We start from the raw sequence: 23,374 nt of genomic DNA, 5'->3' as shown, positions 1-23,374 counted from the left end.
TGGCAGGGGGCCGGTCGGCCGTGCGGTCAGCTCTGGACGAACACCGCCACGCTGCGCGCGGGCACGGTGAACGTGCCGGCGGCCCGGTCGAACGACGCGGTACGCAGCGCCGGGTCGGCCGAGTTCCGCAGCACCGGGTGCAGTGCCACGTTCGCCCCGCGCAGCCCGGTGACTGTCTGCTTCGCCGTCTCCGGCGTGGCGTTGAAGACGACTGTCACCGACTTCCACCTCCCGTCCAGCCCTCGCGCGTCGAGGGTCATGGTGAGCACGCCCGGGGTCTCCTTCGTCCCGGACAGCGGGAACGCCACCCGCTTCTGCACCTGGGCGGCGGTGTCGAGCCCGAACACCGGCGAGGACCGGCGGACGCGCAGCAGCTCCGCGTACCGGGCGTCGGCCAGGTCGATCGCCGCGCAGTCCGGCACCAGCGACGGATCGGCCAGCAGCGGCTTCGCGTACGACCACTTGTCCTTGTTGTCGGCCTCCGGCGGCAGGCCGGCGCCGAACCCGTTGCCCTGGGCGCAGTCCCACCGGATCTGGTTGAACCAGTCACCGGAGTTGTACGAGTTGCGGTCCAGCGACTTCGAGCGCAGCCGCTCCGAGCCGGTGGTCACGAACCCGGCACCCTGCCCGAGCGCGGTGGTCGCCAGCGCGAGCACCTGCATCCGGGCCCGGTCCTGCGCCGAGGTCCCCTGCGGCAGCTTGTACGCCAGCGCGTCGTACAGGATCTCGTTGTCGTGCGCGTCGACGTAGGTGACCGCCTCGCCCGGCGCGGCGGTGTACCCGGCCGGGGCGCCGTTGTAGTCGACCTGCGCCCCGGTGACCCGCTTGCCGGTGGAGTCGGTGAACCGGTAGCCGCGCAGGTTCCCGGTCAGCCCCACCTTGATCAGGTCGTGCTGGTGCAGCAGCCGGGCCCGCTGCTCGGCCGCCGAACCGTTGACGTCGTCGCCGTTGGGGTCGGTGTAGAGGCCGGAGGCGAAGCCCTGCGCCCGCGGGTTGGCGTCGAACGGGCCGCCGCCGCGCACCGCGTCGCGGAGCCGGTCGTTGAACGTGCCGACGCCGGTGCCGGCCATGTTGGCCTGGGTGGCCTGCGTGAACCGGGCGTCGTCGGCGACCTCGCCGAAGTTCCAGCCCTCGCCGTACAGCAGGATCTTGCGGCCGTCCACGCCGTCGCGGGCGAGCGTGAGCTTGTCCAGCGCGGCCCGTACGGCCAGGATGTTCGCCTTCGGGTGGTGGCCCATCAGGTCGAACCGGAAGCCGTCGACCTTGTACGCCTTGGCCCAGGTCACCAGCGAGTCCACCACGAGCTTGCCCATCATGGCGTGCTCCGGCGCGGTGTTGGCGCAGCAGGTGGAGTTGGCGACCGTCCCGTCCTCCAGGAGCCGGTGGTAGTAGCCCGGCACCACCTGGTCGAGCACCGACTTCGGGTCGGCGCCGGCGGCCGAGGTGTGGTTGTAGACCACGTCCATGACCACCCGCAGCCCGGCCTTGTTGACTCCGGCGACCATCTGGCGGAACTCGGTGGTGCGCTTCGCGCCGTTCGGGTCGGTGGCGTACCCACCCTCGGGCACCGTGTAGTGCAGCGGGTCGTACCCCCAGTTGTAGCCGTCGGTGCCGGCGACCGCCGCGACGCACTTCTGCTGCTCGTCGGAGTCCGGCGGCAGCGCGGCCAGGTCGCAGTTCGGCCGGGCCTGGTCGGCCCGCTTCTCCGGGATGGTGGCGAAGTCGAAGGCCGGCAGCAGGTGCAGGTGGTTGACCCCGGCGTCGCCGAGCTTGCGCAGGTGCTTCATGCCGGCGCTGTTCGGGTCGGTGAACGCCAGGTAGGTGCCCCGCCGGTCGGCGGGAACCGTGGTGTCGGCGATGGAGAAGTCCCGTACCGACAGCTCGGAGATCTGGACCTTGGACGCCGGCGGCGCGGCAGGCTTGCGCAGGTTCGCCCAGCCGGCCGGCGCGAGCGCCGGGTCGGTCAGGTCGACGATCTGGCTGTGCGTGGAGTTCGGCGCGAGCGCCACCGAGTACGGGTCGGTCACCGACGCGGTGACCATCTTCTGCGTGGCCGGCTGCCACGCCTGCACCCGGTAGCGGTAGTAGCGGCCGTTCCACGCCTTCGTGCCGCGTACCGACCAGACGCCGGTGCGGTCGTCGCGGCGCATCGCCACGGTGGCCGGCTGGGCCGTGGGCGAGTCGAACAGTTCCAGCGACACGGTCCGCGCGGTCGGCGCCCACACCGCCAGGGTGGGCACCCGGCCGGCGAACGTCGGCCCGAGCTTCGCGCCGGTCGCCGCCGCGTAGACGTCGTCGAGCACGCCGGGGATCTGCACGCCGGTGGCGGCGAGCAGCGCGCCCTCGGCGTCCCGCTCGGTCACCACGATCTGGCCGCGCAGCGCCGCCGGCACCCGGGCCAGGTCGGCGCGGTCCAGCGAGAAGGCGCGCGAGGCCCAGAGATGGGGGTACGCCTGCCGTTGCGCCTCGGTCAGCCCGTTGCGCTGCGCCCGCAGCGCGATGGTGGTGTACGTGCCGGTCAGCTCACCGTCGGCGAGGCCGATCCCACCGGCCGGGGCGACTGCCAGCGCGTACCGCCTGCCGTCGGTCGGCCCGGTCGCCCACGCCACCGTGGACCTGTCGATCCACTGCGCCTTCTGCTTGGTCAGGTCGAGATCCTTCGCGGCGCCGGACGTGGTGGTCGGCAGCAGCCGTCCCTTCACGCCGGCGAGCAGCCACACCTCGCGCCCGGCACCGGCGAAGTCGAGCCGCTGGTCCTCGGGCTGATCCTTCTCGTCGCCTCGGTGGATGATGTAGCTCAGCCCGGTCGCCCCGGCGGCGAGGGGCACCCGGAACACCGCGCCGTACGCGTCGGTCTTCTCCGGCTTGAGCGGGGCGGCCCAGTCGGTCGGGTTGGCCGCGCCGTCCCACAGGTGCAGGCCCCAGCCGTCGTAGTTCCCGTCGGCCTTGCGCCAGTGGATCAGCGCGGTGTCCTGGGCGACGGGCGGGTCGGGTTCGCCGGTGGCGGCCTGCCGCGTCGGGTAGACCGCCGGGTCGCCCTGCTTGACCCAGATCTCGCCGGTCGCAGTCACGTCGATGGTGCGGTCGTTCGCGACGTCCTTGTTGCCGTCGCCGTCGATCACGAGGAAACCGACCGTCTTCGCACCGGGCTTGAGCTTGACCCAGGCGAACCGGCCGTACGAGTCCTCACCGGCGAACGGCTGCCCGGCGGGCCATTCCGTCACGTACGCCGGGTCGATGTCGCCCCAGGCGTAGAGCCGCCAGTCGTCGTACCCGCCGGCCGGACGCTGGTAGTGCACGATCGCCCAGTCCCGCGACGCGCCCTGGGCGGGGGTGCCGACGGTGCCGGTGGCCCGGGCGGTGGCGGTGCGGCCCTTGCCGTCGCGGACCACCGCCTTGTACTCCACGCGGGTGCCGCCGGGCAGGCCGGTGAGGTCGTGGTGCACGGTGTACGGCGCGCGCTGCGCGGTGCCCAGCAGCGTCCACTTGCCGCCCGCGACCCGGGCGGCGAACGTGACGGTGGCGAGCGGGTCGCCGGTCACCTGGGCGGTGACGGCGGCCTTGCCGGGGACCGGGTCGTCGCCCGGCTCGGTGATCGTGATCGTCGGTGCCCCGGCCTGCGGGATCGCCCGGTCGGCCTTGAGCACCAGCGCCGACATGGCCGGCACGGTGACGCTCAGCTTGCCGTCCGCGCCGGCGGTCGCGCCGGTGGCGCCGCCGTACACGCCGGTGAAGCGGGCGCCGGCCGACCAGGTGTCCACTGTGACAGTCTGCGGCGTCGCGGCGTTGTTCACCGCCGCCACGTACTCGATCCGGTCGGTGGGCAGGACGCGGGAGAACGCGAAGACGCCCGGCCCGTCGGCCGCGTACCGGGTCACCTGCACGCCGTCGCGCAGCGCCGGGTGCGCCGTCCGCAGCTCGCCCAGCTCGGCGATGGTCCGGTAGAGCGGGTGGCGGGTGTCGTACTGGTCGGCGGCGTGGGTGCGGGTGGTGCCGATCAGGTCGTCGTCGAGGTAGTCGGCGGTCCGCGAGGCGAACATGTCCTGCCGGGCGTCCTTGTCGCCGCCCGGTCCGGTGAAGCCCTGCTCGTCGCCGGAGTAGACGACCGGCTGGCCGCGGGTGAGGAACATGAGCTGGTGGGCGAGCCGGCTGCGGTTCAGCTGGGTGGCGTCGTCACCGCCGGCGGCGGCGACGAACGAGCCGATCCGGCCCATGTCGTGGTTGCCCAGGAACGTGGTGAGCCGGTTGGCGTTCGTGTCCCGCGCGGAGTACAGGTCGTCCTTGGCGTAGACGTCGGCGAGCGACTTGGCCGAGCCGTCGGCGGCGGCGTACCCGCGTGCCGCCTCCTGGAACGAGAAGTCGAGCGTGGCGGGCAGTCCGCCCTGCCGCACGTAGGTGGACTGGATCTCCTGCTCGGCGCTGTAGACCTCGCCGAACATGAAGAAGTCCTTCTTGCCGGCCTTCGCGGCGGCGGCGTCGATGCCGCGGGCGAACTGCGGCCAGAAGTCGAGGTTGGCGTGCTTGACCGTGTCGAGGCGGAACCCGTCCACGCCGACCTTGCCGATCCACTGGGCGTAGATGTCGGTCATGCCGCGGACCACCTCGGGACGCTCGGTCCACAGGTCGTCGAGGCCGAAGAAGTCGCCGTACTCGCTGTTCTCCCCGGCGAAGGTGGAGTCACCGCGGTTGTGGTACATGGTCGGGTCGTTCAGCCACGCCGGTACCTTGACCTTCGCGTCGGCCGGGGTGGCGAACACCGGGGTGTACGGGAACGACGTCGAGTTCACCGCCGGGAACTTCCGGGTGCCGTCGGCGTAGTTGCGGTCCTCGAAGGGACGCCCCTGCGCGTCGCGGTACGGCGCGGTCTTCTTGTCCACGTAGCCGTACTTGTCCTCGGCGTACCGGATGACGTCGGCGGTGTGGTTGACGATGATGTCGAGGTAGACCTTGATACCCCGCCGGTGGGCCAGGTCGACCAGCTTCTTCAGCTCCGCGTTGGTGCCGAAGTGCGGGTCGACCTGGGTGAAGTCGGTGATCCAGTAGCCGTGGTAGCCGGCCGAGACGTCCGCGCCGGTGCCCTGCACCGGCCGGTTCTTGAAGATCGGCGCGAGCCAGATGGCGGTGGTGCCGAGCCCCTGGATGTAGTCCATCCGGTCGATCAGGCCCTTGAGGTCGCCACCGTGGTAGAAGCCCTTGTCGGCCGGGTCGAGGCCGGTGGTGAGCCGGCCGCCGGTCAGACCGCCGGTGTCGTTGCGCTTGTCGCCGTTGGCGAACCGGTCGGGCAGGACGAAGTAGAACTGCTCGGCCTTGGCGGTGCCGGTGCCGGCCTTGAGCAGCGCGTCGGGGGACGGCTCGCGGTTCCACTGCGGAGTGTTGCCGGCGGCCAGGACGTCGGGGGTGGCGGCGGCCGGGCCGGTGGCGTCGGCGCCGAGCTGGTGGAGGGCCACCGGCACGCCGACGAGAGTGAGTACGAGGGAGGTGACCAGGGCGAGCAGCGCCTTGGGGGATATCGGCGGCGGTTTCATCGACGGCCTTTCTCTGGTCGCTGATTCGCCCGCACGCTAGCCCTTGCCGAAACATTCTGCAATCCCTTGCAAACACTGCCGCAACAAAGCAGTCGCCTTGCAAGAGGAGGCATCCGATGCCGGCCCCTACCGGGCCGCGCGACCTACCGTTCGGCGCAGGGCGTGCCGTCGACGGTGCAGCTCACCGGCCGGGCGCCGGCCCGCTCGATGTGGAACCGCACCGGCAGCGACTGCCCGGGGGCCAGGTCGAACCCGCTGCGGTAGGTCAACACGCCGTCGTCGAAGCGGAACACACCCTGCTCGGCGCCCTCGACCCAGGCGGTGACCAGCCGGCCACCCGGGAACACCGCGCGCACCGTCCAGCCCTGCGCCGTGCGCGCGGTGTTGACCAGCAGCACCTCACCGATGAACCCGCCGTCGAAGGCGCTCGGCACGCTGTACCGGCCGGTCACCGCCGACGGCGGCGTCGGAGGAGGCGTCGGAGGCAGCACCGGCCGGGCCACACCCCGAGGGCTGGGAGTCGGCGCGGCCGGAGTCGGCCGGGCGGGCAGCAAGGTGGACCGGGGCGACAGGCCCGGCACCACCGCGGCGGTGGCGGAGACCGGCGACGGGCCGGTGGGGGTGACCGCCGTGGGCGTCGGCGCGACGTGCGGCAGCGACATCACCGGATCCGCCGGACCGGCCGCCGGGAACGTCCGCCGGCCCCGCACCGAACCGAGCGCCACCACCAGCAGGACCACCATCACGACCACGCCCGCGGCGACGAGGATCCAGGGGGACGAGGTCATGGCGGCCCCGGGCTGCGGGCCGGGACGACGCGTGCGGGACATGGTCCTCCTGTCGGGTCCGGGCCAGAGTAGCCAGCCGGGCCGGGTCGCGGCGAGCATCGCGCCCGAGCCCTGCCGTCCGGTGCCTCGCACCTGATACCTTGCACGCCGATCAATGACCACAATGGCTCGTCGAGCCGGTAGGACGGTTGGCCAGTGACTGAGTGGCAGGGCGACATCCGGCGGGCGTCCACGGCGGACGCCGCCGTCGTGACCGCGATCCTCGCCGAGGCGTTCATGCGGGATCCGGTGAGCGGCTGGGTCTTCCCGGCCGACGACCACCGGGCCCGGGTCCATCCCGCCTTCTTCGGACCGTTCGTCGCGCTGGCGCTGCGCACCGGTGAGGTGTACGTCGCCGGCGACGGCCTGGGCGCCACGCTCTGGCTGCCCACCGGCGAGGGTCACGACGCCGAGGAGGGCGACGAGTTCGACGAGATGGAGGCCGCCATCGGCGCGGAGGCCATGAAGCGGTTCGGTGTGCTGGACGAGATGATGAGCGCCCGGCACCCGGGCGAGCCGCACTGGTACCTGCCCTTCATCGCGGTGCACCCGGACCATCACGGCAAGGGCGTCGGCTCGGCGCTGCTGCGTAACAAGCTGGCCGAGCTGGATCAGGCCGGCACCGCGGCGTACCTGGAGGCCAGTTCGCCGCGCAACGCCGCGCTCTACGAGCGGCTCGGATTCCGGCGCCGTCCGGTCACGCTGGACCTGCCGGAGGGCCCCAGCCTCTACCCGATGTGGCGAGACCCGGCCTGACCGGTGCCGTCCCGCCCCGGCTCGGCCCGGGGCGGGACGTCATCGCCGTACCGTCGTGGTGGTGACGTCGAGCGCGCCCACGACGGCGGCGAGCAACCCTTCGAGCTGAGCCGGCAGGAACCGGCGGCAGTCACGCATCCGCGCTGCCACCTGCGGATCGAAGATGTGCGCGGCCAGCCCGACCGCCTCGGCGAGGGTCGCCAGCAGCAGCGTCCCCGGGTCCAGCTCGGCCGGGGACGAGTGCATCAGCATCGCGGTCAGCCGCACCCGCGGTGAGGCCGCCTGGTTCGGGTCGATGGCCGGCCAGCGCACCGTCCGGCCGATCAGCTTGCCCTGCTCACGGCGGAGCACGCCGGCGGTGACCAGCCGGGTGCCCACCCGCTCGTTGATGTTGAGCTGGGTCCGCAGGTAGCGGATCCACAGCCGGGCCGGATGCGCCCCCTCGCGGCGCAGGATCTCGGTGATCAGCAGGTCGGTGAGCGGCTCCTGCCACAGCCGCGGATCGACAGCGGCGATCCCCCCTCCGTCGAGGGCGATCCGGCCCTCGAACATCAGCTCGGCGAGCGCGGCGCCGGCCAGCCCGCACTCCAGCCGGTCGACAGCGACGTGCGGCTTGCCGGTGAACTCGTCGTGTCCGATAAGGAACAGCGCATCCGCAAGCCGGTAAGTGGCCTGCGCCCCGGGGTAGGTCATGGTCCATCCTCGAACGGTGGCCGTGATCGTCGACACGGGACGGTACGGCATGACCACGCACAGCTCAATTCCGGCCGATCACGCGCACCCCAATCGATATCGAAGTGGGGTTGTCACGATACGTGATCACCAATACCCTGCTTCAGGTTGTTCCGAAGTAGACACCTCAATCCCCTCACCCCCCTCCCCTGGAGAAGCCTTGTCCTCCGATCCGTTCTTCTCCGACGGTGGGCTGCGCCGCGGTCGTCTCGGCACCGCTCACCTCGTCTTCTTCACCGTCGCCGCATCCGCCCCGCTGACCGTTCTCGGCGGTGGTGTCACCACCATGTACGCGGTCAGCGGCAACATCGGCGCCGCGCTCGGATACGTGCTCCTCGCCGCCGTGCTCGCCGTCTTCGCCACCGGCTACGCCGCGATGAGCCGGTACGTCGCCAACGCGGGCGCGTTCTACGCGTACATCGCCAACGGCCTCGGCCGGGCCGGCGGGGTGGCCGGCTCGGCTGTCGCGCTCGCGGCGTACAACGCGATCCAGATCGGTCTGTACGGCCTGCTCGGCGCGATCCTGGGCGACTTCATGTCCGCCAAGACCGGCATCGAGCTCGACTGGTGGGTCTGGGCGCTGCTGGCCTGGGTCTTCATCGGCGCGCTCGGCGTCCTGCGCATCGACCTCAACGCCACGGTGCTCGCGGTGCTGCTCATCCTCGAGTGCGTGGCCGTGCTGATCTTCGACCTGGTCGCCTTCGCCAACCCCGACGGCGGCACCGTCACCACCGCCGGCATCAGCCCCGGCCACCTGTTCGGCGCCGGCTTCGGCGCGGTGCTCGCGTTCACCATCGCCTCCTTCACCGGCTTCGAGAGCGGAGCCATCTACAGCGAGGAGGTCAAGGACCCGCGTCGCACCGTCGCCCGGGCCACCTACATCGCGGTGGCGTTCACCGGCCTGTTCTACGCCTTCTCGGCCTGGGCGCTGACCGTGCTCACCGGTCCGGAGAACGCCCCGGCGGCCAGCGCCGAGGCGGGACCGGGCATCATCTTCGGCGCGCTCGACCAGTACACCGGCGCGGTCGTCGCCGACATCGCCAACGTCCTGTTCATCACCAGCGTGCTGGCCGCCCTGCTGTCGTTCCACAACGGCGTGGCGCGCTACCTGTTCGCGCTGGGCCGGGAGCGGGTGCTGCCGGGCTTCCTCGGCGCCACCTCCAGCCGCAGCGGCGCACCGGTCGCGGGCTCGCTGGTGCAGAGCATCCTCGCCGTCGTGGTGTTCCTGGCGTTCGCGATGACCGGCCGCGACCCGGTCATCGACCTGTTCACCTGGCTGTCCGGCGCGGCCGCGGTCGGCGTCGTCCTGCTGATGACGCTCACCTCCGCCTCCGTGGTCGGCTTCTTCCGGGGCCGCCAGGGCCCGGAGAGCGCGTGGCAGCGGGCAATCGCCCCGGCGCTCGGCACGGTCCTGCTCACCGCCGTGCTGCTGGTGCTGCTGTTCAACTTCGACGCGCTGCTCGCCCCCGACACCGCGAGCTACCTGAAGTGGCTGCTGCCGGCGATCCCGGTGGCGGCGGGCGTGGTCGGCCTGATCTGGGGCGCGATCCTGCGCACCAGCCGGCCGGAGACGTACCGCCGGATCGGTCAGGTCACCGAGGAGGGCCTGCACGAGCCCGGCCTGCACCCGGCCCCCGAGGCCGACCGCTGGGCCGGCGCCCACCACCGCTGACGCCCGTCGGTGCGGCGGCCGGCCACACGGCCGGCCGCCGCACCACCACGATCAGGCGGTACGGATGACGGTGCAGATAACCGGGCCGTCCTCGGTGGTGCGCAGCAGGTAGCGGTAGCGCTCGCCCGGCACCGCGCCGCCCTGGCTGTCCAGGAACTCCCAGCGCACCGCCACCTCGGTGAGCAGCGCGGAGATCTGCTGCACGTCCTCGATCTGCGCGTTCGCGGCGACGAGTTCCCGCTCCTGGTAGTCGGGCGCGGCGCCGACGAAACTGAGCGCCACCGCCGCGGGCGAGGTGAACGAGAAGCTGTAGGTGTCGGCGACCACCAGCCCGGGCAGGGCGTAGCAGCCGGCGATGGCCGGCACGTCGGCGGTGGTCAGCGCCACGCCGTACCGGTCGAAGAAGTCGGTGAGCGTGTCGAGGTCGGTGGAAGCCGTCACGACGCTCCTCATTACCGGCCCGCCCCGGCGGCAAACCTTCCTCAGCGCGGCGGGATCCGTACCTCGATCTCGGCGCCGAGGTGCGCGCCGCCGCTGAGGGCCAGGTCGTCGCCGCTCCAGAACCGGCCCGGGTCGTACCAGTTGGGCCGCCGCCCGGCGGGCAGCAGGCCCATCGCCTCATAGGTCACCGCGACCACCTCGGCGCAGTACGCGGTCTCCAGCGCAGCGGCGTTCTCCCTGCCGGTGTCGCCGATCCTGCTCGTGTCGCCGGTATCGGCCCGGTCGCCGGTATCGGCCCGGTCGCCGGTATCGGCCCGGTCGCCGGTATCGCCTCGGTGGCCGGTATCGCCGGCCCTGCCCCGGCTGCCGGCGTCGCCCCTGTCGATGATCCTGTTCAGGATGCCGATCTGGTTCCGGTCGCCGGTCCTGCCCCGGAGGGCGCCGAGGCTCAGGCGGCGCGGGTGCGGCAGCCGGCCCCGCGCCCACCGCCAGGCGAGCTGCGCGGTGGACGGGAACGGCGTGCCGTCCAGGCGAGCCACGGTACGCAGCACCGCCTCCTCCATCGCCGCGTCGGCCGGTGGTTCGAGCTGGCGCAGCCAACCCCGCTGGCCGTACCGGTTGGCCCAGACGCAGACCGCGTCCCGCAGGTCGTGCAGCTGCACGCCGCGCTGGTGGGTGCCGGTCCACATGTCCGGCAGCGAACGCCCCAGCTCGGCGTGCCACATCAGCGGCGGCATGTCGTCGAGCACCACCGCCATGCCGACGTGGTTCACCGGGCTGTTCGTGGTGAGCTGGATGGCCCGGTCGGGCACGCTGCGTCCGCGGAACACCCACAGGTCGCCGGTGCGGGTCAGCTCCACTGCCTCGTCCAGGCTGATGCTCATGGAGGACTACCCTATGCGGATGCGGCAACGGATGCGGTGGTGGAAGGTACTCGGACTCGCGGGTCTCGCCGGCGTCGCGGCGACCGGAGTGGTGGTGGCGCGGGCCGAACGGCGGCGCCGGGCGTACACCCCGGAGGAGATCCGGGAGCGGCTGCGCGAGCGGCACGCCAAGGCTTCCTCGTCCTGACCGGACAGTCGGGGGCGGCGGATTCTCCTACCATCGCAATGATGGGAACCGTTTTCTGGGAGAGCCCGTTCGTCCTCGATCCTCCGCCCGCCGCCGTCGAGCGGCACGGCGACGTCGACCTGCACGTGCCCACCGGCGACGGCCGGCATCCCGCGGTCGTCGTCGTGCACGGCGTACCGGGACCGCCCGAGGCGCCCGACGCGCGGGACTGGCCGCTCTACCGGGGCTACGGCGCGCTGCTCGCCGAGGCGGGCGTGCTGGCCGCGATCCCCCGGCTCACCGTGGCCAGCCCGGACGACCTGTACACGGTCGCCGCCCGGGTCGCCGCCACCGCCGAACTGCTTCGCGCCGACCCGCGCGTCGACCCCGACCGGCTCGGCCTCTGGTTCTTCTCCGGCGCCGGCCTGCTGCTCGGCGACTGGCTCCGGGACCCGCCGGTCTGGCTGCGCGGCGTGGCCGCGACCTATCCGCTGCTGGCCCCGCTGCCCGGATGGCCCCCGGTGGACCCGCGCTTCCGCCCGATAGACGCCCTCGACCTGCACGCGGATCAGGGCGCCACCACTGCGTCGGGCACGGCCTCCCCCGACGACGCCGAGCGCCCGGAGGCGGCATCTCCCGATGGCGCGAACGTCGACGCCGCGCACGCGGAGGGCGCGGCGGGGCCGACGCTCGTGCTGACCCGGGCGGGGCGGGAACGGCCCGAGGTCGCCCCCACCATCGAGGCGTTCACGGTGGTCGCGCGGCGGCGCGGCATCCCGCTGTGCGTGGTGGACGTGCCGAACGGGCAGCACGGATTCGACGCGCTGGACCACACCGAGGAGTCCCGCGCCGCAGTCCGCACCGCCCGCGAAACCTTGCTCACCCTGCTCACCACCCCCTGACTCTGCCGCCAGCCCTCACCGAGACCCCGGCACCCCACCCGCACCGCCCCGATCGCGTCGATCATGAAGTTAGCGGCGACAAATCAGGCACCAACCACCGCCAACTTCATGATCGACAGGGCAGGGCGATCCCCCCGGGCAGCGCGCTCCCCGTTCACCCGTTCACCCGGCCCGGCGGTTCGCCGCGCCCTGCCCACCCGCTCGCCCCGATCCGCGTCGGTGATCAAGGAGTTTGTGTCACTCCGGGAGCCCGCACAGGGCACAAACTCCTTGATCAACCGGACGAGGGCGGGCCAGGGCGGGGGCGGGCGGCGCGAGGGAGAGCACTGTGCGGCCCTGGAGGGTGATGGCCGGGAGGCGCTGGATTCTCAGGCGCGCTCGGGTGAGCCGTCAGCGGTCGGCGGCGGGGACCGGGGCGGGCTGCTCGGAGGGCTCGGACACGTGCAGGCGCTTGGCCCGGCGGCGCAGCCACGCGGTGCTGACCACGCCGGCCAGCACAGCCAGCACCAGCCCGGCCCAGGAGATGTCCTTGAGCCAGTGCTCGGCGGCCTGCCCGAGATAGAACAGCAGGTAGGTGGTGCCGAACGCCCACACCAGCCCGCCTGCGGCGTTGGCGACCAGGAACCGGCGGTACGGCACGCGCAGCGCCCCGGCGAGCGGCCCGGCGAGGATGCGCAGCAGCGCGACGAACCGCCCGAAGAACACCGCCCAGACGCCGTGCCGGGCGAAGCTCAGCTCGGCGCGGGCCAGGTGTGCCGGGCCGAGGTGTTTCGGGAAGCGCCGGCCGAGCCGTTCCAGCAGGGGGCGGCCACCTCGGCGGCCCACGGCGTACCCGATGGAGTCGCCGATGATGGCGCCGGTGGCCGCGGCGGTCGCCACCCACTCGGGCCCGACGGCGCCGGTGGCGGCGAGCAGCGCGGCGCTGACCAGCACGATCTCGCCGGGCAGCGGGATGCCCATGCTCTCCACGCCGATCACGCCGCCCACGAGCAGGCAGATCAGGGCCGGCGGGAGCGCGGCGAGCCAGTGCTGTACGTCGACCACCCGCCGACCCTACCCGCGCCGGGTCAGCCCGCGGGGGCCAGGAACTCCAGCCGGTTGCCGTGCGGGTCGTACGTGTGGAACCGCCGCATGCCGGGAATCTCGTCGTCGCCCCAGGTCACGGCGTGCCCGGCGGCGTCGAGGCGGGCGGCCAGCTCGTCCAGGTCGGTGCGCAGCAGCGCGGGGTGCGCCTTGCGGGCGGGGCGGAAGTCGTCCTCGACGCCCAGGTGCAGCTCGGCGCCGTACCCGGTGAACCAGCAGCCACCGCGGGCGGCGAGGGCCGGGGGTTTGGGCTTCTCGGCGAGGCCGAGCAGACCGGTGTAGAAGGAGCGGGACGCGTCCTCGGAGCCGCGGGGGCAGGCGAGCAGGACGTGATGGATCATGGTGGCACCTCCTCGTCCCGCAGCGTGGCACGAGGTTGCACGAATAGCAAGACGGACGTACGGTTTTGTAGAGACCGACGCAGGTAAGTGTTGCCTAAGCACGGCAGCGCCCCGGTCGGTGCGACAAACTGCTCAGGACTACTCACGGTCGCTGGTGTGAAGGAGTACGACGTGGCGAGCCTCGACACCTTCGGTGCGAAGACCCAGCTACGCGTCGGAGACGCGAGCTACGAGATTTTCAGGATCGACAAGGTGGAGGGCCACGAGCGGCTGCCCTACAGCTTGAAGATCCTGCTGGAGAACCTGCTGCGGACCGAGGACGGCGCGAACATCACCGCCGACCACATCCAGCAGCTCGGCGCGTGGGACGCCACCGCCGACCCGAGCGTGGAGATCCAGTTCACCCCGGCCCGGGTGCTGATGCAGGACTTCACCGGCGTGCCCTGCGTGGTCGACCTGGCCACCATGCGCGAGGCGGTCCGTGACCTGGGCGGCGACGCCACCAAGGTCAACCCCCTCGCTCCGGCCGAGCTGGTCATCGACCACTCGGTCATCGCCGACCTGTTCGGCCGCGAGGACGCGTTCGAGCGCAACGTCGAGCTGGAGTACGAGCGCAACAAGGAGCGCTACCAGTTCCTGCGCTGGGGCCAGACCGCGTTCAACGAATTCAAGGTCGTCCCGCCGGGCACCGGCATCGTGCACCAGGTCAACATCGAGTACCTGGCCCGTACGATCATGGAGCGCAACGGCCAGGCGTACCCGGACACGGTCGTCGGCACCGACTCGCACACCACCATGGTCAACGGCCTGGGCGTGCTGGGCTGGGGCGTCGGCGGCATCGAGGCCGAGGCCGCGATGCTCGGCCAGCCGGTCAGCATGCTGATCCCCCGGGTCGTCGGCTTCAAGCTCTCCGGCGAGATGCCGGCCGGCACCACCGCCACCGACCTGGTGCTGACCATCACCGAGATGCTGCGCAAGCACGGTGTGGTCGGCAAGTTCGTCGAGTTCTATGGCCCGGGCGTGAGCGCGGTGCCGCTGGCGAACCGCGCCACCATCGGCAACATGTCGCCGGAGTACGGCTCGACCGTGGCGATCTTCCCGATCGACGCCGAGACCGTCCGCTACCTGGAGCTGACCGGCCGCGACGCGTCTCAGGTGGCGCTGGTCGAGGCGTATGCCAAGGAGCAGGGCCTCTGGCACGACCCGGAGCGCGAGCCGGAGTACTCCGAGCGCCTGGAGCTGGACCTCGGCACCATCGAGCCGTCGCTGGCCGGCCCGAAGCGCCCGCAGGACCGGGTGCCGCTGGGCAGCGCCAAGACGCTGTTCCGCGCCGCGCTCAGCGACTACGTGGCAGCCGACGAGACCGGTGGCGACCCGGGCCGCAAGCCGGGCGTGCCGCAGCAGGAGAAGCCGTTCGGTGCCGACGGCCCGGCCGACGAGGCGTCGGCCGAGTCGTTCCCGGCCAGCGACTCCCCCGCCAACGGCGTCAACGACCCGGCGGACGCGCCGCGCGACCTGGAGACCGCCGCGGTGGGCGCGGGCGGCCGGGCCAGCAATCCGGTACGCGTGACCGGCGCCGACGGCGTCGAGTACGAGCTGGACCACGGCGCCGTGGTGATCGCCGCGATCACCTCCTGCACCAACACCTCGAACCCGCAGGTCATGATCGGCGCCGCGCTGCTGGCCCGCAACGCGGTGGACAAGGGCCTGGCCCGCAAGCCGTGGGTGAAGACCACCCTGGCGCCGGGTTCGAAGGTCGTCATGGACTACTACGACCGCGCCGGCCTCACGCCGTACCTGGAGAAGCTCGGCTTCAACCTGGTCGGCTACGGCTGCACCACCTGCATCGGCAACTCCGGCCCGCTGCCGGAGGAGGTCTCCGCCGCCGTCAACGACGGTGACCTCGCAGTCGTGTCGGTGCTGTCCGGCAACCGCAACTTCGAGGGCCGGATCAACCCGGACGTCAAGATGAACTACCTGGCGTCCCCGCCGCTGGTGGTCGCGTACGCGCTCGCCGGCACCATGGACATCGACCTGGCGAACGAGCCGATCGGCGAGGACGCCCAGGGCAACCCGGTGTTCCTGCGGGAGATCTGGCCGAACAGCGCCGAGATCCAGGACGTCATCGCCTCGGCGATCGGCGCGACCGGCTTCAGCGCCGCGTACGCCGACGTGTTCGCCGGTGACGAGCGCTGGCAGTCGCTGCCGACCCCGACCGGTGACACGTTCTCCTGGGACGGCGAGTCGACGTACGTGCGCAAGCCCCCGTACTTCGAGGGCATGCAGCAGGAGCCGGCCCCGGTCCAGGACATCGCCGACGCGCGCGTGCTGGCGAAGCTGGGCGACTCGGTGACCACCGACCACATCTCCCCGGCCGGTTCGATCAAGGCGGACTCCCCCGCCGGCAAGTACCTGGCCGAGCACGGCGTGGCCCGGCACGAGTTCAACTCGTACGGCTCCCGCCGCGGCAACCACGAGGTGATGATCCGGGGCACGTTCGCCAACATCCGGCTGCGCAACCAGCTCGTCCCGGGTGTCGAGGGCGGCTTCACGGTCAACCACCTGACCGGCGAGCAGACCTCGATCTACGACGCCTCGATGGCGTACCAGGAGGCGGGCGTCCCGCTGGTCATCCTGGCCGGCAAGGAGTACGGCTCCGGCTCGTCGCGTGACTGGGCGGCCAAGGGCACCATGCTGCTGGGCGTGAAGGCGGTCATCGCCGAGTCGTACGAGCGGATCCACCGCTCGAACCTGATCGGCATGGGCGTGCTGCCGCTGCAGTTCCCGGGCGGCGAGACCGCCGAGTCGCTGGGCCTCACCGGCACGGAGACGTTCTCGATCAGCGGCGTCACCGCGCTGAACGACGGCGACACCCCGCGCACGGTGAAGGTCACCACCGACACCGGCGTGGAGTTCGACGCCGTGGTCCGCATCGACACCCCGGGTGAGGCGGACTACTACCGGCACGGCGGCATCCTGCAGTACGTGCTGCGCCGCATGATCGCCAGCTGAGTTCTTCATGTAAGGAAGGGCCCCTTCTTAACAGACGTCTGTTAAGAAGGGGCCCTTCCTTACATCTCAGCGGAGGCGGAGCGCGACGGCGCGTGCCTCGGAGTCGGTGAGCGGCAGGAACCACAGGAAGCGCCGCACGATCGCGATCGGGTCCGGGCCGTCGGGGCGGCCGCGCAGGTCGCGGATGGCCTGCCGGGTGAGCCGGGAGAACTCGGGGATCATCGTGGCGCGGCGGGCCGCGTCGGTGGGCGCGGCCCGCAGGGTCGGGCACGGCCAGGGCTCGCCGCAGCGGTCGCAGCGCCAGGCCGGACCGCACGCGCGGTGGCCGGTCAGCGGCAGCACCACCCGGGGGTACGCCGATGTGGGTGTCGGTTCGGTCATGCCCCTACCGTGCCGAGGGTGCCCGAACAATCACACAGCGTTGTGTAATCTCCTTCGGACGGTTCTTTTGCTCCGGGGAGGAATGGGCATGAACCATGCCTTCGTCACCGCGCTGGCCGGTGCCGGCCACACCGCCGAGAGCCTGGCGGAACGACTCGGACTCCACCCGAAGACGGTGGCCCGCTGGGCGAACCCCGGGCACATCCCGCAGAGCCGGCACCGCGCGACTGTGGCGAACCTGCTGGGCCAGCCGATCGAGGTGCTCTGGCCGGACGCGGTCCGCCGCCGCGAGCCGGTCTGGTTCCGCCCGTGGGTCGACATCGAACGCGAGGCGGTCGCGCTGCGAGCCTTCCAACTGGCCTGGGTGCCGGGCCTGTTGCAGACCGAGGCGTACGCCCGGGCCACGTTCATCGGCCAGCCGCTGACCGCCGACGAGGTCACCGACCTGGTCACCGCCCGGCTGGACCGGCAGGGCATCCTCACCCGCCCGCGCGGGCCGCTGTACGTCGTGGTGCTCGACGAGCAGGTGCTGCGCCGCGCCGCCGCCGGCGACCGGGCGCTGATGGAGGCGCAGGTGACCCACCTGCTCGCCTGCGCCGAACTGCCGAACGTGCAGCTCCACGTGGTACCGGTGGACACGCCGACCTATCCCGGGCTGGACGGGCCGTTCGTCATCGCGGAACTGCGCGACGGCAACCGGGTGGCGCATGTGGACAGTCAGGCCCGCGCGCAGATCATCGAGCAGCCCTCGGAGATTGCTACCCTGGAGCGTCGGTGGGAACGCATCCGGGGCGAGGCGCTGCCTCGCGCGCGGACCCTGGAACTGCTGAGGGAAGTGGCGGCGGCATGGACCTGAGCGGCGCCCGGTGGCGCAAGAGCACCCGCAGCGGCGGCAACGGCGGCGACTGCGTCGAGGTCGCCGGCAACCTGCCCGGTGTGGTCGGCGTCCGCGACTCGAAGGACCCGGCCGGGCCGGTGCTCACCTTCACCCCGGCCGCGTGGACCCGGTTCCTGACGTCGACCCGCCGCTGAGCGGGCCGAAAGGGCCAACCTTTCGCCCATCCCACGCATTGAGAAATTGTTATTCGATGAATTCCATCGCCCCCGATCGCACATCCGACACTGAAAACAATCGACGTCCATGATTCGTTGACACGCCCCGAATATCGTCGATACGTTGCCGACATCGCGATGAACAACGGGGGCGCTCCAGTTTCGATCCGGGAATCGAACACTGGGAAGGATTTCATGAAGACGACGATCAAACTTCTGGCCCTGCCGGCCCTGATCCTGCCGGCGATCCTCGCCGGCACTCCGGCGCTGGCCGGCACCGGCACCACCGCGGGCACGGCCGCTCCGGCCGCTGTCACGTCGATCGAGCGCAAGGCGGGGTCGTCCGCGCAGGCCAGGGCCTACTGGACGGCCGAGCGCATGGCGGCGGCCACTCCGGCCGACGAGGTGGAGAAGTCCGCCGGCCCGGTCACCCAGAGCCCTGTGGCGGAGCGGGTGCGGCGCTTCGCGGAGGCGGTGGCGCCGAAGGACGGCAGCGGGTTCGGCGCCCAGCTGAACGAGTCGATCACGGTGGGGAAGATCTTCTACACCAGCTCGACCGACGGCCTGGGCCACTACTGCTCCGCGAGCGTGGTGAACAGCCCGGCGCGCAACATGGTCTTCACGGCCGCGCACTGCGTGCACGACGGGCCGGGCCGGGACTGGCACACCGCGAACTGGATGTTCGTGCCGTCGTACCGCAACGGCGCGCAGCCGTACGGCACCTGGGACTGGTCCACGCTCGCGGTGCCGAGCGGCTGGATCAGCACCCGCGAGCGGCAGTACGACGTTGCGGTCGCGCTCGTCTACGGCAGCCGGTCGATCGTGGACGCGGTCGGCGCGAACGGGCTGCTCACCGGCGGTGGCCGGGCGTACCACTACGACATCTTCGGCTACCCGAGCAACAAGGACAGCGGTGAGGTCCAGTGGGTCTGCTCGGGCACGTCGCGGGACGCGGGCAGCAACCGGATCGAGATGAACTGCGGCTTCGGGGGCGGTTCGAGCGGCGGTCCGTGGTACTACAGCTACGACAACACCACCAGGCGCGGTGACGTGCACGGGGTGATGAGTTACTCGAGCGGCTCGAACACGAACGGCTCGCCGTACTTCTCCGCCGCGGTGGTGGGGACGCTCTACAACACGTACGCGAACGACACCTGGTGAACGACGGTCCGCCTGGTGTGCCGCCCGGCGCACCAGGCGGACCGGTGCCGGTCGGACCGGCACCGGCCCCGGAGGAGGCGACATGTCCCATCGTGTGCTGCTCGGCGCGGCCGCCGTCGCGGCGCTCGCCGTGGCCGCGGCCGTCGTGGTCGTCGCGGCGCGCGACGGGGGCGCGCGGCGACCGGCGCCGCCCGGCCCGGTGGTCGCGACGCACAATCCGAGCCCCGGCGCCACCGATCCGTCCGAATACTGGACGAGGGAACGAATGCGTGACGCGATCGGCGACTGATTCACCGAATTGCGTCCGCCGGATCTGCGTTCGCCGGAATCGAATGCGCAATTCCCATTCCCAGCGGGTCACCGGCCCTGGCGCCAGACCTGTTCCCGGGCCGCTTCCCGCGACTCGTGATGGACGCCGCGGTCGCTCTCAGCCGGCGGCGCTCTCCAGCACGGCCTTGAGCCGGGCCAGGTCCGCCTCGACGAGCGCGGTGTCCCGGTCGAAGTCCACGTCGCTCATGCCGGGCATCCGCCGCAGGCTGAACACCACCTCGGTGGCGTCCCCGTCGGCGATGGCGCGCAGCGGCACGTAGACCGTCTCGCCCGACGGCGTCAGCACCTCGTGGTCGAGCACGCCGTACTCGTTGGCCGGGGCGAACGTCAGCCGCGCCCGCCCTTCGGGTGTGTCCACGTACCAGTGGCCGTCGACGAGCACGACCGAGCCGCCGAGGCCCGGGGCCCAGCGGGGCAGGTTCGCCGGGTCGGCGGCGAAGGCGTAGACCTCCGCGACCGGACGGTCGATGTGGACGCTGAGGTGCCGGGACTCCGAGGCCATGCGCCGATGATGGCACGCTGTCGGACGCCCGCGTTACGCTGCCGCCGATTCCGACCGACACCCCGGGAGACGACCACATGGGCATGGTGTTCACCGCACGCCGGCTGTCCGGCGAGGAGCTGGCGACGGTGCTGGCCGACCCGGACACGGTCGGCACGCTGTTCGACGGCGGTCCGGACGAACTCGACCTCGACAAGGCGTGGCACGGTCTGCACTACCTGCTGAACGGCACCACGTACGAGGTCCGGGGCGACGCCGGCCCGGCGATCATCGGGGGCGACCCGATCGGGCCGGACCTCGGCATGGGCCCGGCCCGGCTGCTCATGCCCGGCGCCGTGCGCGCCGTGGCCGCCGGGCTCGACGCGGTGGACGACGCGACTCTGCGGGCCCGCTTCGATCCGGCGGCCATGTCGGAGGCCGAGATCTATCCGCACATCTGGGACGACGGCGAAGACGAGTTCGACAACTACCTGCTGCCGAACTTCACCGCGCTGCGCGACTTCTACCGCGACGCGGCGGCGAGCGGAGACGCCGTGCTGCTCGCCGTCACCTGACCCGCCGGAAACGAGCCGCTGGAGACGAGCCGCCGGAAACGGGTGCGCGCCGACGGCCGCGCGCCGGTAGCGTGCCGGCGTGGGACTCGACGCGTTCGTGTACTGCCGGTGCTGGCAGGACGGCCTCGCCACCCCGTGCCCGGTCGGGCCGGTCGGCTACGACGAGGACGGCTGTCTCGCGTTGTTGCGGCCGTGGGAGGGCAACAAGGCCGCGCACCGCACGTTCGACGCCTGGCAGGCGGAGGCGTGCCCGCACAAGGCAATGGAGCAGGCGAACGAGCACGTGTCCAACTGGGCCGGTGTGCGGCTGTTCCAGCAGGCGCTACGCGCCGCCGGCCCGGAGCGCTTCCCGACGCTCGCCACCGCGCTGCCGAACCTCAACGGCGGCTCGCTGCCGGCCGACCGGGCGGCGGTGGCGCTCGCCGAGCTGGACGCGTTCGCGCGCACCGACCGGATCACCGACGAGGTGGAGCTGATCGACGAGGCGACCGGCCGGGTGCTGATGCAGTACGTCGAGAGCTACCACGGGGTGTTCATGTTCGGCCCGAGCTTCCAGGCCGGGGTCGATCCGGACGGCTTCTTCGTCCTCGACCGCGCCGACCCGCCGGTCACGCTGTTCCGGGCCGTCCGGTTCGGCCAGCGGCCGCTGTCCGGCGACCGGGTGGAGTTCACAGTCGGCGGGGCGCGGACGGTGGTGGCGATGCGGCCGGTGGGCGAGCACGGCGAGCCGCCGCCCGAACGGCTCGCGGTACGGACCCGGAGCCGGTCGGGCGGCGACTTCGCCTACATCGTGGAGCCGCTGCGCCGGCTGTGCGCGGCGTCGGTGGCGACCGGCAACCCGGTCATGTGGTGCTGACGAGCGCCGCTCACCACGGGATCGTGCCCGCGTCCTCGAAGTAGCCGCCGGTCGGCCCGTCGTCCGGCAGCGTCGCCAGCCGGATTCCGATCGCCGCGCCCTGCTGTGGGGTCCGCACGCCCCGGAAGCTGTTGAGGTCGGTCGCGGTGAAACCCGGGCAGGCGGCGTTGATCAGGATGCCCGTGCCGGCGAGCGCCCGCGCGTACTGGATGGTCACCGCGTTGAGCATGCTCTTCGACGGCGAGTACGCCACCGACAGCGGGCCGGTCTGATGTTCGCCCTCCGAGGCGCTCTGCCGGGTCAGCGAGCCGACGCCGCTGGACATGTTGACGATCCGCGGCGAGGCCGAGCGGCGCAGCAACGGCAGCATCGCCTCGGTCACCCGGACCACCCCGATCACGTTCACCTCGACCGCGGTCCGGATGGTCGCGAGGTCGACGTCACCCGGGTGCTGGGGCGCGCCACCCGTCACGCCCGCGTTGTTGACGAGCACGTCCAGCCCGCCGGCCTCCGTCTCCAGCAGCCGGGCGGCGGCGGCCACGCTCGCGTCGTCGGTCACGTCCAGCGGTACGCCGAACGCGTCCACGCCGCCCGCGCGCAGCTTCGCGACCGCCTCGGCGAGCCGTTGCTCGTCCCGGGCGCCGACGCCCACCCGCCAGCCCAGCGCGCCCAGGCCCGCCGCGATCTCGTACCCGATGCCCTTGTTCGCGCCCGTCACCAGCGCGATCGTCCGTTCGCTCATGCTCTCGATCCTGTCCGCGGGGCGCGCGGGCCTCCAACACCACCTCGGTAGCGGCCGATACCCGGCGGGTATCGATCCGGCGGTACGGTGGCGGGATGGAGACGCGGGAGCTTCGCTACTTCGTCGCGGTCGCCGAGGAACTGCACTTCGGCCGCGCCGCGCGCCGCCTGGGCATCGCCCAGCCGCCGCTGTCGCGCGCGATCCGGCAACTCGAACGGCGCCTCGGCGTGACGCTGCTGGAACGGGACAGCCGCAGCGTCGCGCTCACCGCCGCCGGTGCGGTGCTGCTCCGGGAGGGCCGGGCCGCCCTGGACGCCGTGGACGCCGCCGACCGCCGTACCCGCCGCGCCGGTCAGGCCGTGAACGGCGGCCCCGGGCTGGTGCTGGCGACGAAGGCGGGCGCGTCGAGCGAGCTGCTGCCGAAACTGCTCGACGCGTACGCGGCCGAGCCGGACGCGGTCCCCGTCGAGGTGCTGCTGTGCGGCATCGGTGAACAGGAACGGCTGCTGCGCGACGGGCGGGCCGACGTGGCGCTGCTGCACCTGCCGTTCGACTCGACCACCGGGCTGGACACCGAGGAACTCGTCACCGAGCAGCAGGTGGCGGTCCTGCCGGCCGGACATCCGCTGGCCCGGCGGCCGCACCTCCTCATGGCCGAGGTGGAGACGCTGCCCGGCCTGCCGATGCCGCGCTGGCCCCGGGCCGACGGGTCGTATCCGGACGGCCCGGGCCCCGAGGTCCGGGACCACGCCCAGTTGTTCCAGCTCATCGCGCTCGGCCGTACCGTTGTGGTGCTGCCGGAGTCAGTCCGGACGCTGCTGCTCGCCGACCTGACCGCCGTGCCGGTGCCGGACGCTCCGGCGGTGACCACTGTCATCGCGTGGCCGCCGCACAGCCGGTCCCGGTCCCTCGCCGCCCTGATCCGGACCGCCACCCGCCTGTAGGGACCGCCCTACGACAGGTCCTTGCGCATCTGCTGGGTGACCACCCGGTAGCCGGACGTCTCGTACAGCTTGCGTGCCGTCTCGTTGGCGCCGAAGACGTTCAGCTCCAGCGCCTGCGCGCCCCGCTCCCGGGCCGCCCGCTCCCCGGCCGCGAGCAGCGCCCGCCCGAGGCCCCGGCCCCGGTGCCCGGCGGCGACCTCGATGTCGTAGAGGAACGCGCAGCCGGCGAGCCCACGCGGGTGGGTGAGGCCGATCCACAGGCGTCCCACCGGCGAGCCGTCGGCCAGCACGCCGAGCAGGAACAGCATGCCGGGCGTGGCCATGCCCTGCGGCAGGAAGGCCGCGCTTTCCCGCCGGGCCCGGTCGAGCGCCTCCTCCGGAGTCCAGTTGCCGGCGGCCACGTGCTCCCGCGCGTAGCCGGCGGCGAGTTCGTCCTGCCAGCTGTCGAACTCGTCCGGGGTCATCGCCCGGACGCTCACCTCGGTCATCGCCACTCCCCCGTCGATGTGT

Annotated in this window: 23 protein-coding genes; 12 read left to right on the top strand and 11 right to left on the bottom strand. The window is 72.2% G+C overall.

The window, feature by feature from the left end:
* Nucleotides 1-26: 26 nt before the first annotated feature.
* Nucleotides 27-5,525, bottom strand: a complete 5,499-nt coding sequence (gene pulA / locus FB455_RS02095) for a pullulanase-type alpha-1,6-glucosidase (RefSeq protein WP_145751980.1) — start codon at nucleotides 5,523-5,525, stop codon at nucleotides 27-29.
* A 143-nt stretch (nucleotides 5,526-5,668) separates the two neighbouring features.
* The gene (locus FB455_RS02090; protein ID WP_145751978.1) at nucleotides 5,669-6,355 is read right to left on the bottom strand and encodes a cellulose binding domain-containing protein; all 687 of its coding nucleotides are present in this window, start codon (nucleotides 6,353-6,355) and stop codon (nucleotides 5,669-5,671) included.
* Between the two features lie 153 nt (nucleotides 6,356-6,508).
* On the opposite strand from FB455_RS02090, the gene FB455_RS02085 reads away from it, so the two are divergent.
* A complete protein-coding gene (locus FB455_RS02085) occupies nucleotides 6,509-7,108 on the top strand; it encodes a GNAT family N-acetyltransferase (protein ID WP_145751976.1) in 600 nt (199 codons plus the stop codon).
* 39 nt (nucleotides 7,109-7,147) lie between these two features.
* Here FB455_RS02085 and FB455_RS02080 read toward each other — a convergent pair whose 3' ends face one another.
* Nucleotides 7,148-7,801: a GOLPH3/VPS74 family protein gene (locus tag FB455_RS02080; RefSeq protein WP_018788275.1), complete on the bottom strand. Its 654-nt coding sequence runs from the start codon at nucleotides 7,799-7,801 to the stop codon at nucleotides 7,148-7,150.
* 199 nt (nucleotides 7,802-8,000) lie between these two features.
* Between FB455_RS02080 and FB455_RS02075 the strand changes: the two genes are divergently transcribed.
* On the top strand, nucleotides 8,001-9,512 hold the full coding sequence (locus FB455_RS02075; RefSeq protein ID WP_145751974.1) for an APC family permease: 1,512 nt from the start codon (nucleotides 8,001-8,003) through the stop codon (nucleotides 9,510-9,512).
* A gap of 51 nt (nucleotides 9,513-9,563) precedes the next feature.
* On the opposite strand, the gene FB455_RS02070 is transcribed toward FB455_RS02075, so the two are convergent.
* Nucleotides 9,564-9,953, bottom strand: coding sequence for a hypothetical protein (locus FB455_RS02070; RefSeq protein WP_030274248.1), 390 nt, complete (start codon nucleotides 9,951-9,953; stop codon nucleotides 9,564-9,566).
* 41 nt (nucleotides 9,954-9,994) lie between these two features.
* Nucleotides 9,995-10,837, bottom strand: a complete 843-nt coding sequence (locus FB455_RS02065; RefSeq protein WP_145751972.1) for a hypothetical protein — start codon at nucleotides 10,835-10,837, stop codon at nucleotides 9,995-9,997.
* Between FB455_RS02065 and FB455_RS02060 the strand changes: the two genes are divergently transcribed.
* Nucleotides 10,836-11,024 (top strand): hypothetical protein, encoded by a 189-nt coding sequence (locus FB455_RS02060; RefSeq protein ID WP_145751969.1) that lies wholly within the window; start codon nucleotides 10,836-10,838, stop codon nucleotides 11,022-11,024. The two genes, FB455_RS02065 and FB455_RS02060, sit on opposite strands and share 2 nt — an antisense overlap.
* Before the next feature lie 41 nt (nucleotides 11,025-11,065).
* Complete coding sequence (locus FB455_RS02055) at nucleotides 11,066-11,905, top strand: hypothetical protein (RefSeq protein ID WP_486481487.1); 840 nt, start codon at nucleotides 11,066-11,068, stop codon at nucleotides 11,903-11,905.
* 390 nt (nucleotides 11,906-12,295) lie between these two features.
* On the opposite strand, the gene FB455_RS02050 is transcribed toward FB455_RS02055, so the two are convergent.
* The gene (locus FB455_RS02050) at nucleotides 12,296-12,949 is read right to left on the bottom strand and encodes a DedA family protein (RefSeq protein WP_145751965.1); all 654 of its coding nucleotides are present in this window, start codon (nucleotides 12,947-12,949) and stop codon (nucleotides 12,296-12,298) included.
* Between the two features lie 23 nt (nucleotides 12,950-12,972).
* Nucleotides 12,973-13,329, bottom strand: coding sequence for a VOC family protein (locus FB455_RS02045; RefSeq protein WP_145751963.1), 357 nt, complete (start codon nucleotides 13,327-13,329; stop codon nucleotides 12,973-12,975).
* Nucleotides 13,330-13,485: 156 nt separating this feature from the next.
* Here FB455_RS02045 and FB455_RS02040 point away from each other — a divergent pair, with 156 nt between their 5' ends.
* Nucleotides 13,486-16,341, top strand: a complete 2,856-nt coding sequence (locus FB455_RS02040; protein ID WP_041784228.1) for an aconitate hydratase — start codon at nucleotides 13,486-13,488, stop codon at nucleotides 16,339-16,341.
* Between the two features lie 66 nt (nucleotides 16,342-16,407).
* Here the strand turns inward: FB455_RS02040 and FB455_RS02035 are convergent, their stop codons facing one another.
* On the bottom strand, nucleotides 16,408-16,722 hold the full coding sequence (locus FB455_RS02035; protein WP_013287403.1) for a hypothetical protein: 315 nt from the start codon (nucleotides 16,720-16,722) through the stop codon (nucleotides 16,408-16,410).
* Between the two features lie 88 nt (nucleotides 16,723-16,810).
* Here FB455_RS02035 and FB455_RS02030 point away from each other — a divergent pair, with 88 nt between their 5' ends.
* The 4 genes from FB455_RS02030 (at nucleotide 16,811) to FB455_RS02015 (ending at nucleotide 19,225) form a co-directional block, all read left to right on the top strand.
* On the top strand, nucleotides 16,811-17,578 hold the full coding sequence (locus tag FB455_RS02030) for a Scr1 family TA system antitoxin-like transcriptional regulator (RefSeq protein WP_145751961.1): 768 nt from the start codon (nucleotides 16,811-16,813) through the stop codon (nucleotides 17,576-17,578).
* On the top strand, nucleotides 17,569-17,754 hold the full coding sequence (locus tag FB455_RS02025; RefSeq protein WP_064445331.1) for a DUF397 domain-containing protein: 186 nt from the start codon (nucleotides 17,569-17,571) through the stop codon (nucleotides 17,752-17,754). The genes FB455_RS02030 and FB455_RS02025 overlap by 10 nt, the downstream gene beginning before the upstream one ends.
* 216 nt (nucleotides 17,755-17,970) lie before the next feature.
* Nucleotides 17,971-18,936, top strand: coding sequence for a trypsin-like serine peptidase (locus FB455_RS02020; RefSeq protein ID WP_145751959.1), 966 nt, complete (start codon nucleotides 17,971-17,973; stop codon nucleotides 18,934-18,936).
* Nucleotides 18,937-19,018: 82 nt separating this feature from the next.
* A complete protein-coding gene (locus FB455_RS02015; protein WP_145751957.1) occupies nucleotides 19,019-19,225 on the top strand; it encodes a hypothetical protein in 207 nt (68 codons plus the stop codon).
* A gap of 138 nt (nucleotides 19,226-19,363) precedes the next feature.
* Here the strand turns inward: FB455_RS02015 and FB455_RS02010 are convergent, their stop codons facing one another.
* Complete coding sequence (locus FB455_RS02010; protein WP_145751955.1) at nucleotides 19,364-19,768, bottom strand: SRPBCC family protein; 405 nt, start codon at nucleotides 19,766-19,768, stop codon at nucleotides 19,364-19,366.
* 77 nt (nucleotides 19,769-19,845) lie between these two features.
* On the opposite strand from FB455_RS02010, the gene FB455_RS02005 reads away from it, so the two are divergent.
* Both FB455_RS02005 and FB455_RS02000 read left to right on the top strand, forming a co-directional pair.
* The gene (locus tag FB455_RS02005; RefSeq protein WP_145751953.1) at nucleotides 19,846-20,322 is read left to right on the top strand and encodes a YfbM family protein; all 477 of its coding nucleotides are present in this window, start codon (nucleotides 19,846-19,848) and stop codon (nucleotides 20,320-20,322) included.
* Between the two features lie 79 nt (nucleotides 20,323-20,401).
* A complete protein-coding gene (locus FB455_RS02000; protein ID WP_145751951.1) occupies nucleotides 20,402-21,178 on the top strand; it encodes a hypothetical protein in 777 nt (258 codons plus the stop codon).
* A 10-nt stretch (nucleotides 21,179-21,188) separates the two neighbouring features.
* On the opposite strand, the gene FB455_RS01995 is transcribed toward FB455_RS02000, so the two are convergent.
* Nucleotides 21,189-21,920: an SDR family oxidoreductase gene (locus FB455_RS01995; RefSeq protein ID WP_145751949.1), complete on the bottom strand. Its 732-nt coding sequence runs from the start codon at nucleotides 21,918-21,920 to the stop codon at nucleotides 21,189-21,191.
* 95 nt (nucleotides 21,921-22,015) lie between these two features.
* Here FB455_RS01995 and FB455_RS01990 point away from each other — a divergent pair, with 95 nt between their 5' ends.
* Complete coding sequence (locus tag FB455_RS01990; protein WP_145751947.1) at nucleotides 22,016-22,864, top strand: LysR family transcriptional regulator; 849 nt, start codon at nucleotides 22,016-22,018, stop codon at nucleotides 22,862-22,864.
* An 8-nt stretch (nucleotides 22,865-22,872) separates the two neighbouring features.
* On the opposite strand, the gene FB455_RS01985 is transcribed toward FB455_RS01990, so the two are convergent.
* Nucleotides 22,873-23,352: a GNAT family N-acetyltransferase gene (locus tag FB455_RS01985; protein WP_145751945.1), complete on the bottom strand. Its 480-nt coding sequence runs from the start codon at nucleotides 23,350-23,352 to the stop codon at nucleotides 22,873-22,875.
* Nucleotides 23,353-23,374 lie beyond the last annotated feature (22 nt).

The organism is Micromonospora sp. CNZ296 (assembly GCF_007827635.1).
The sequence above is the reverse complement of the archived record's forward strand: the minus strand, read 5'-3'. Positions and strand labels throughout refer to the sequence as shown.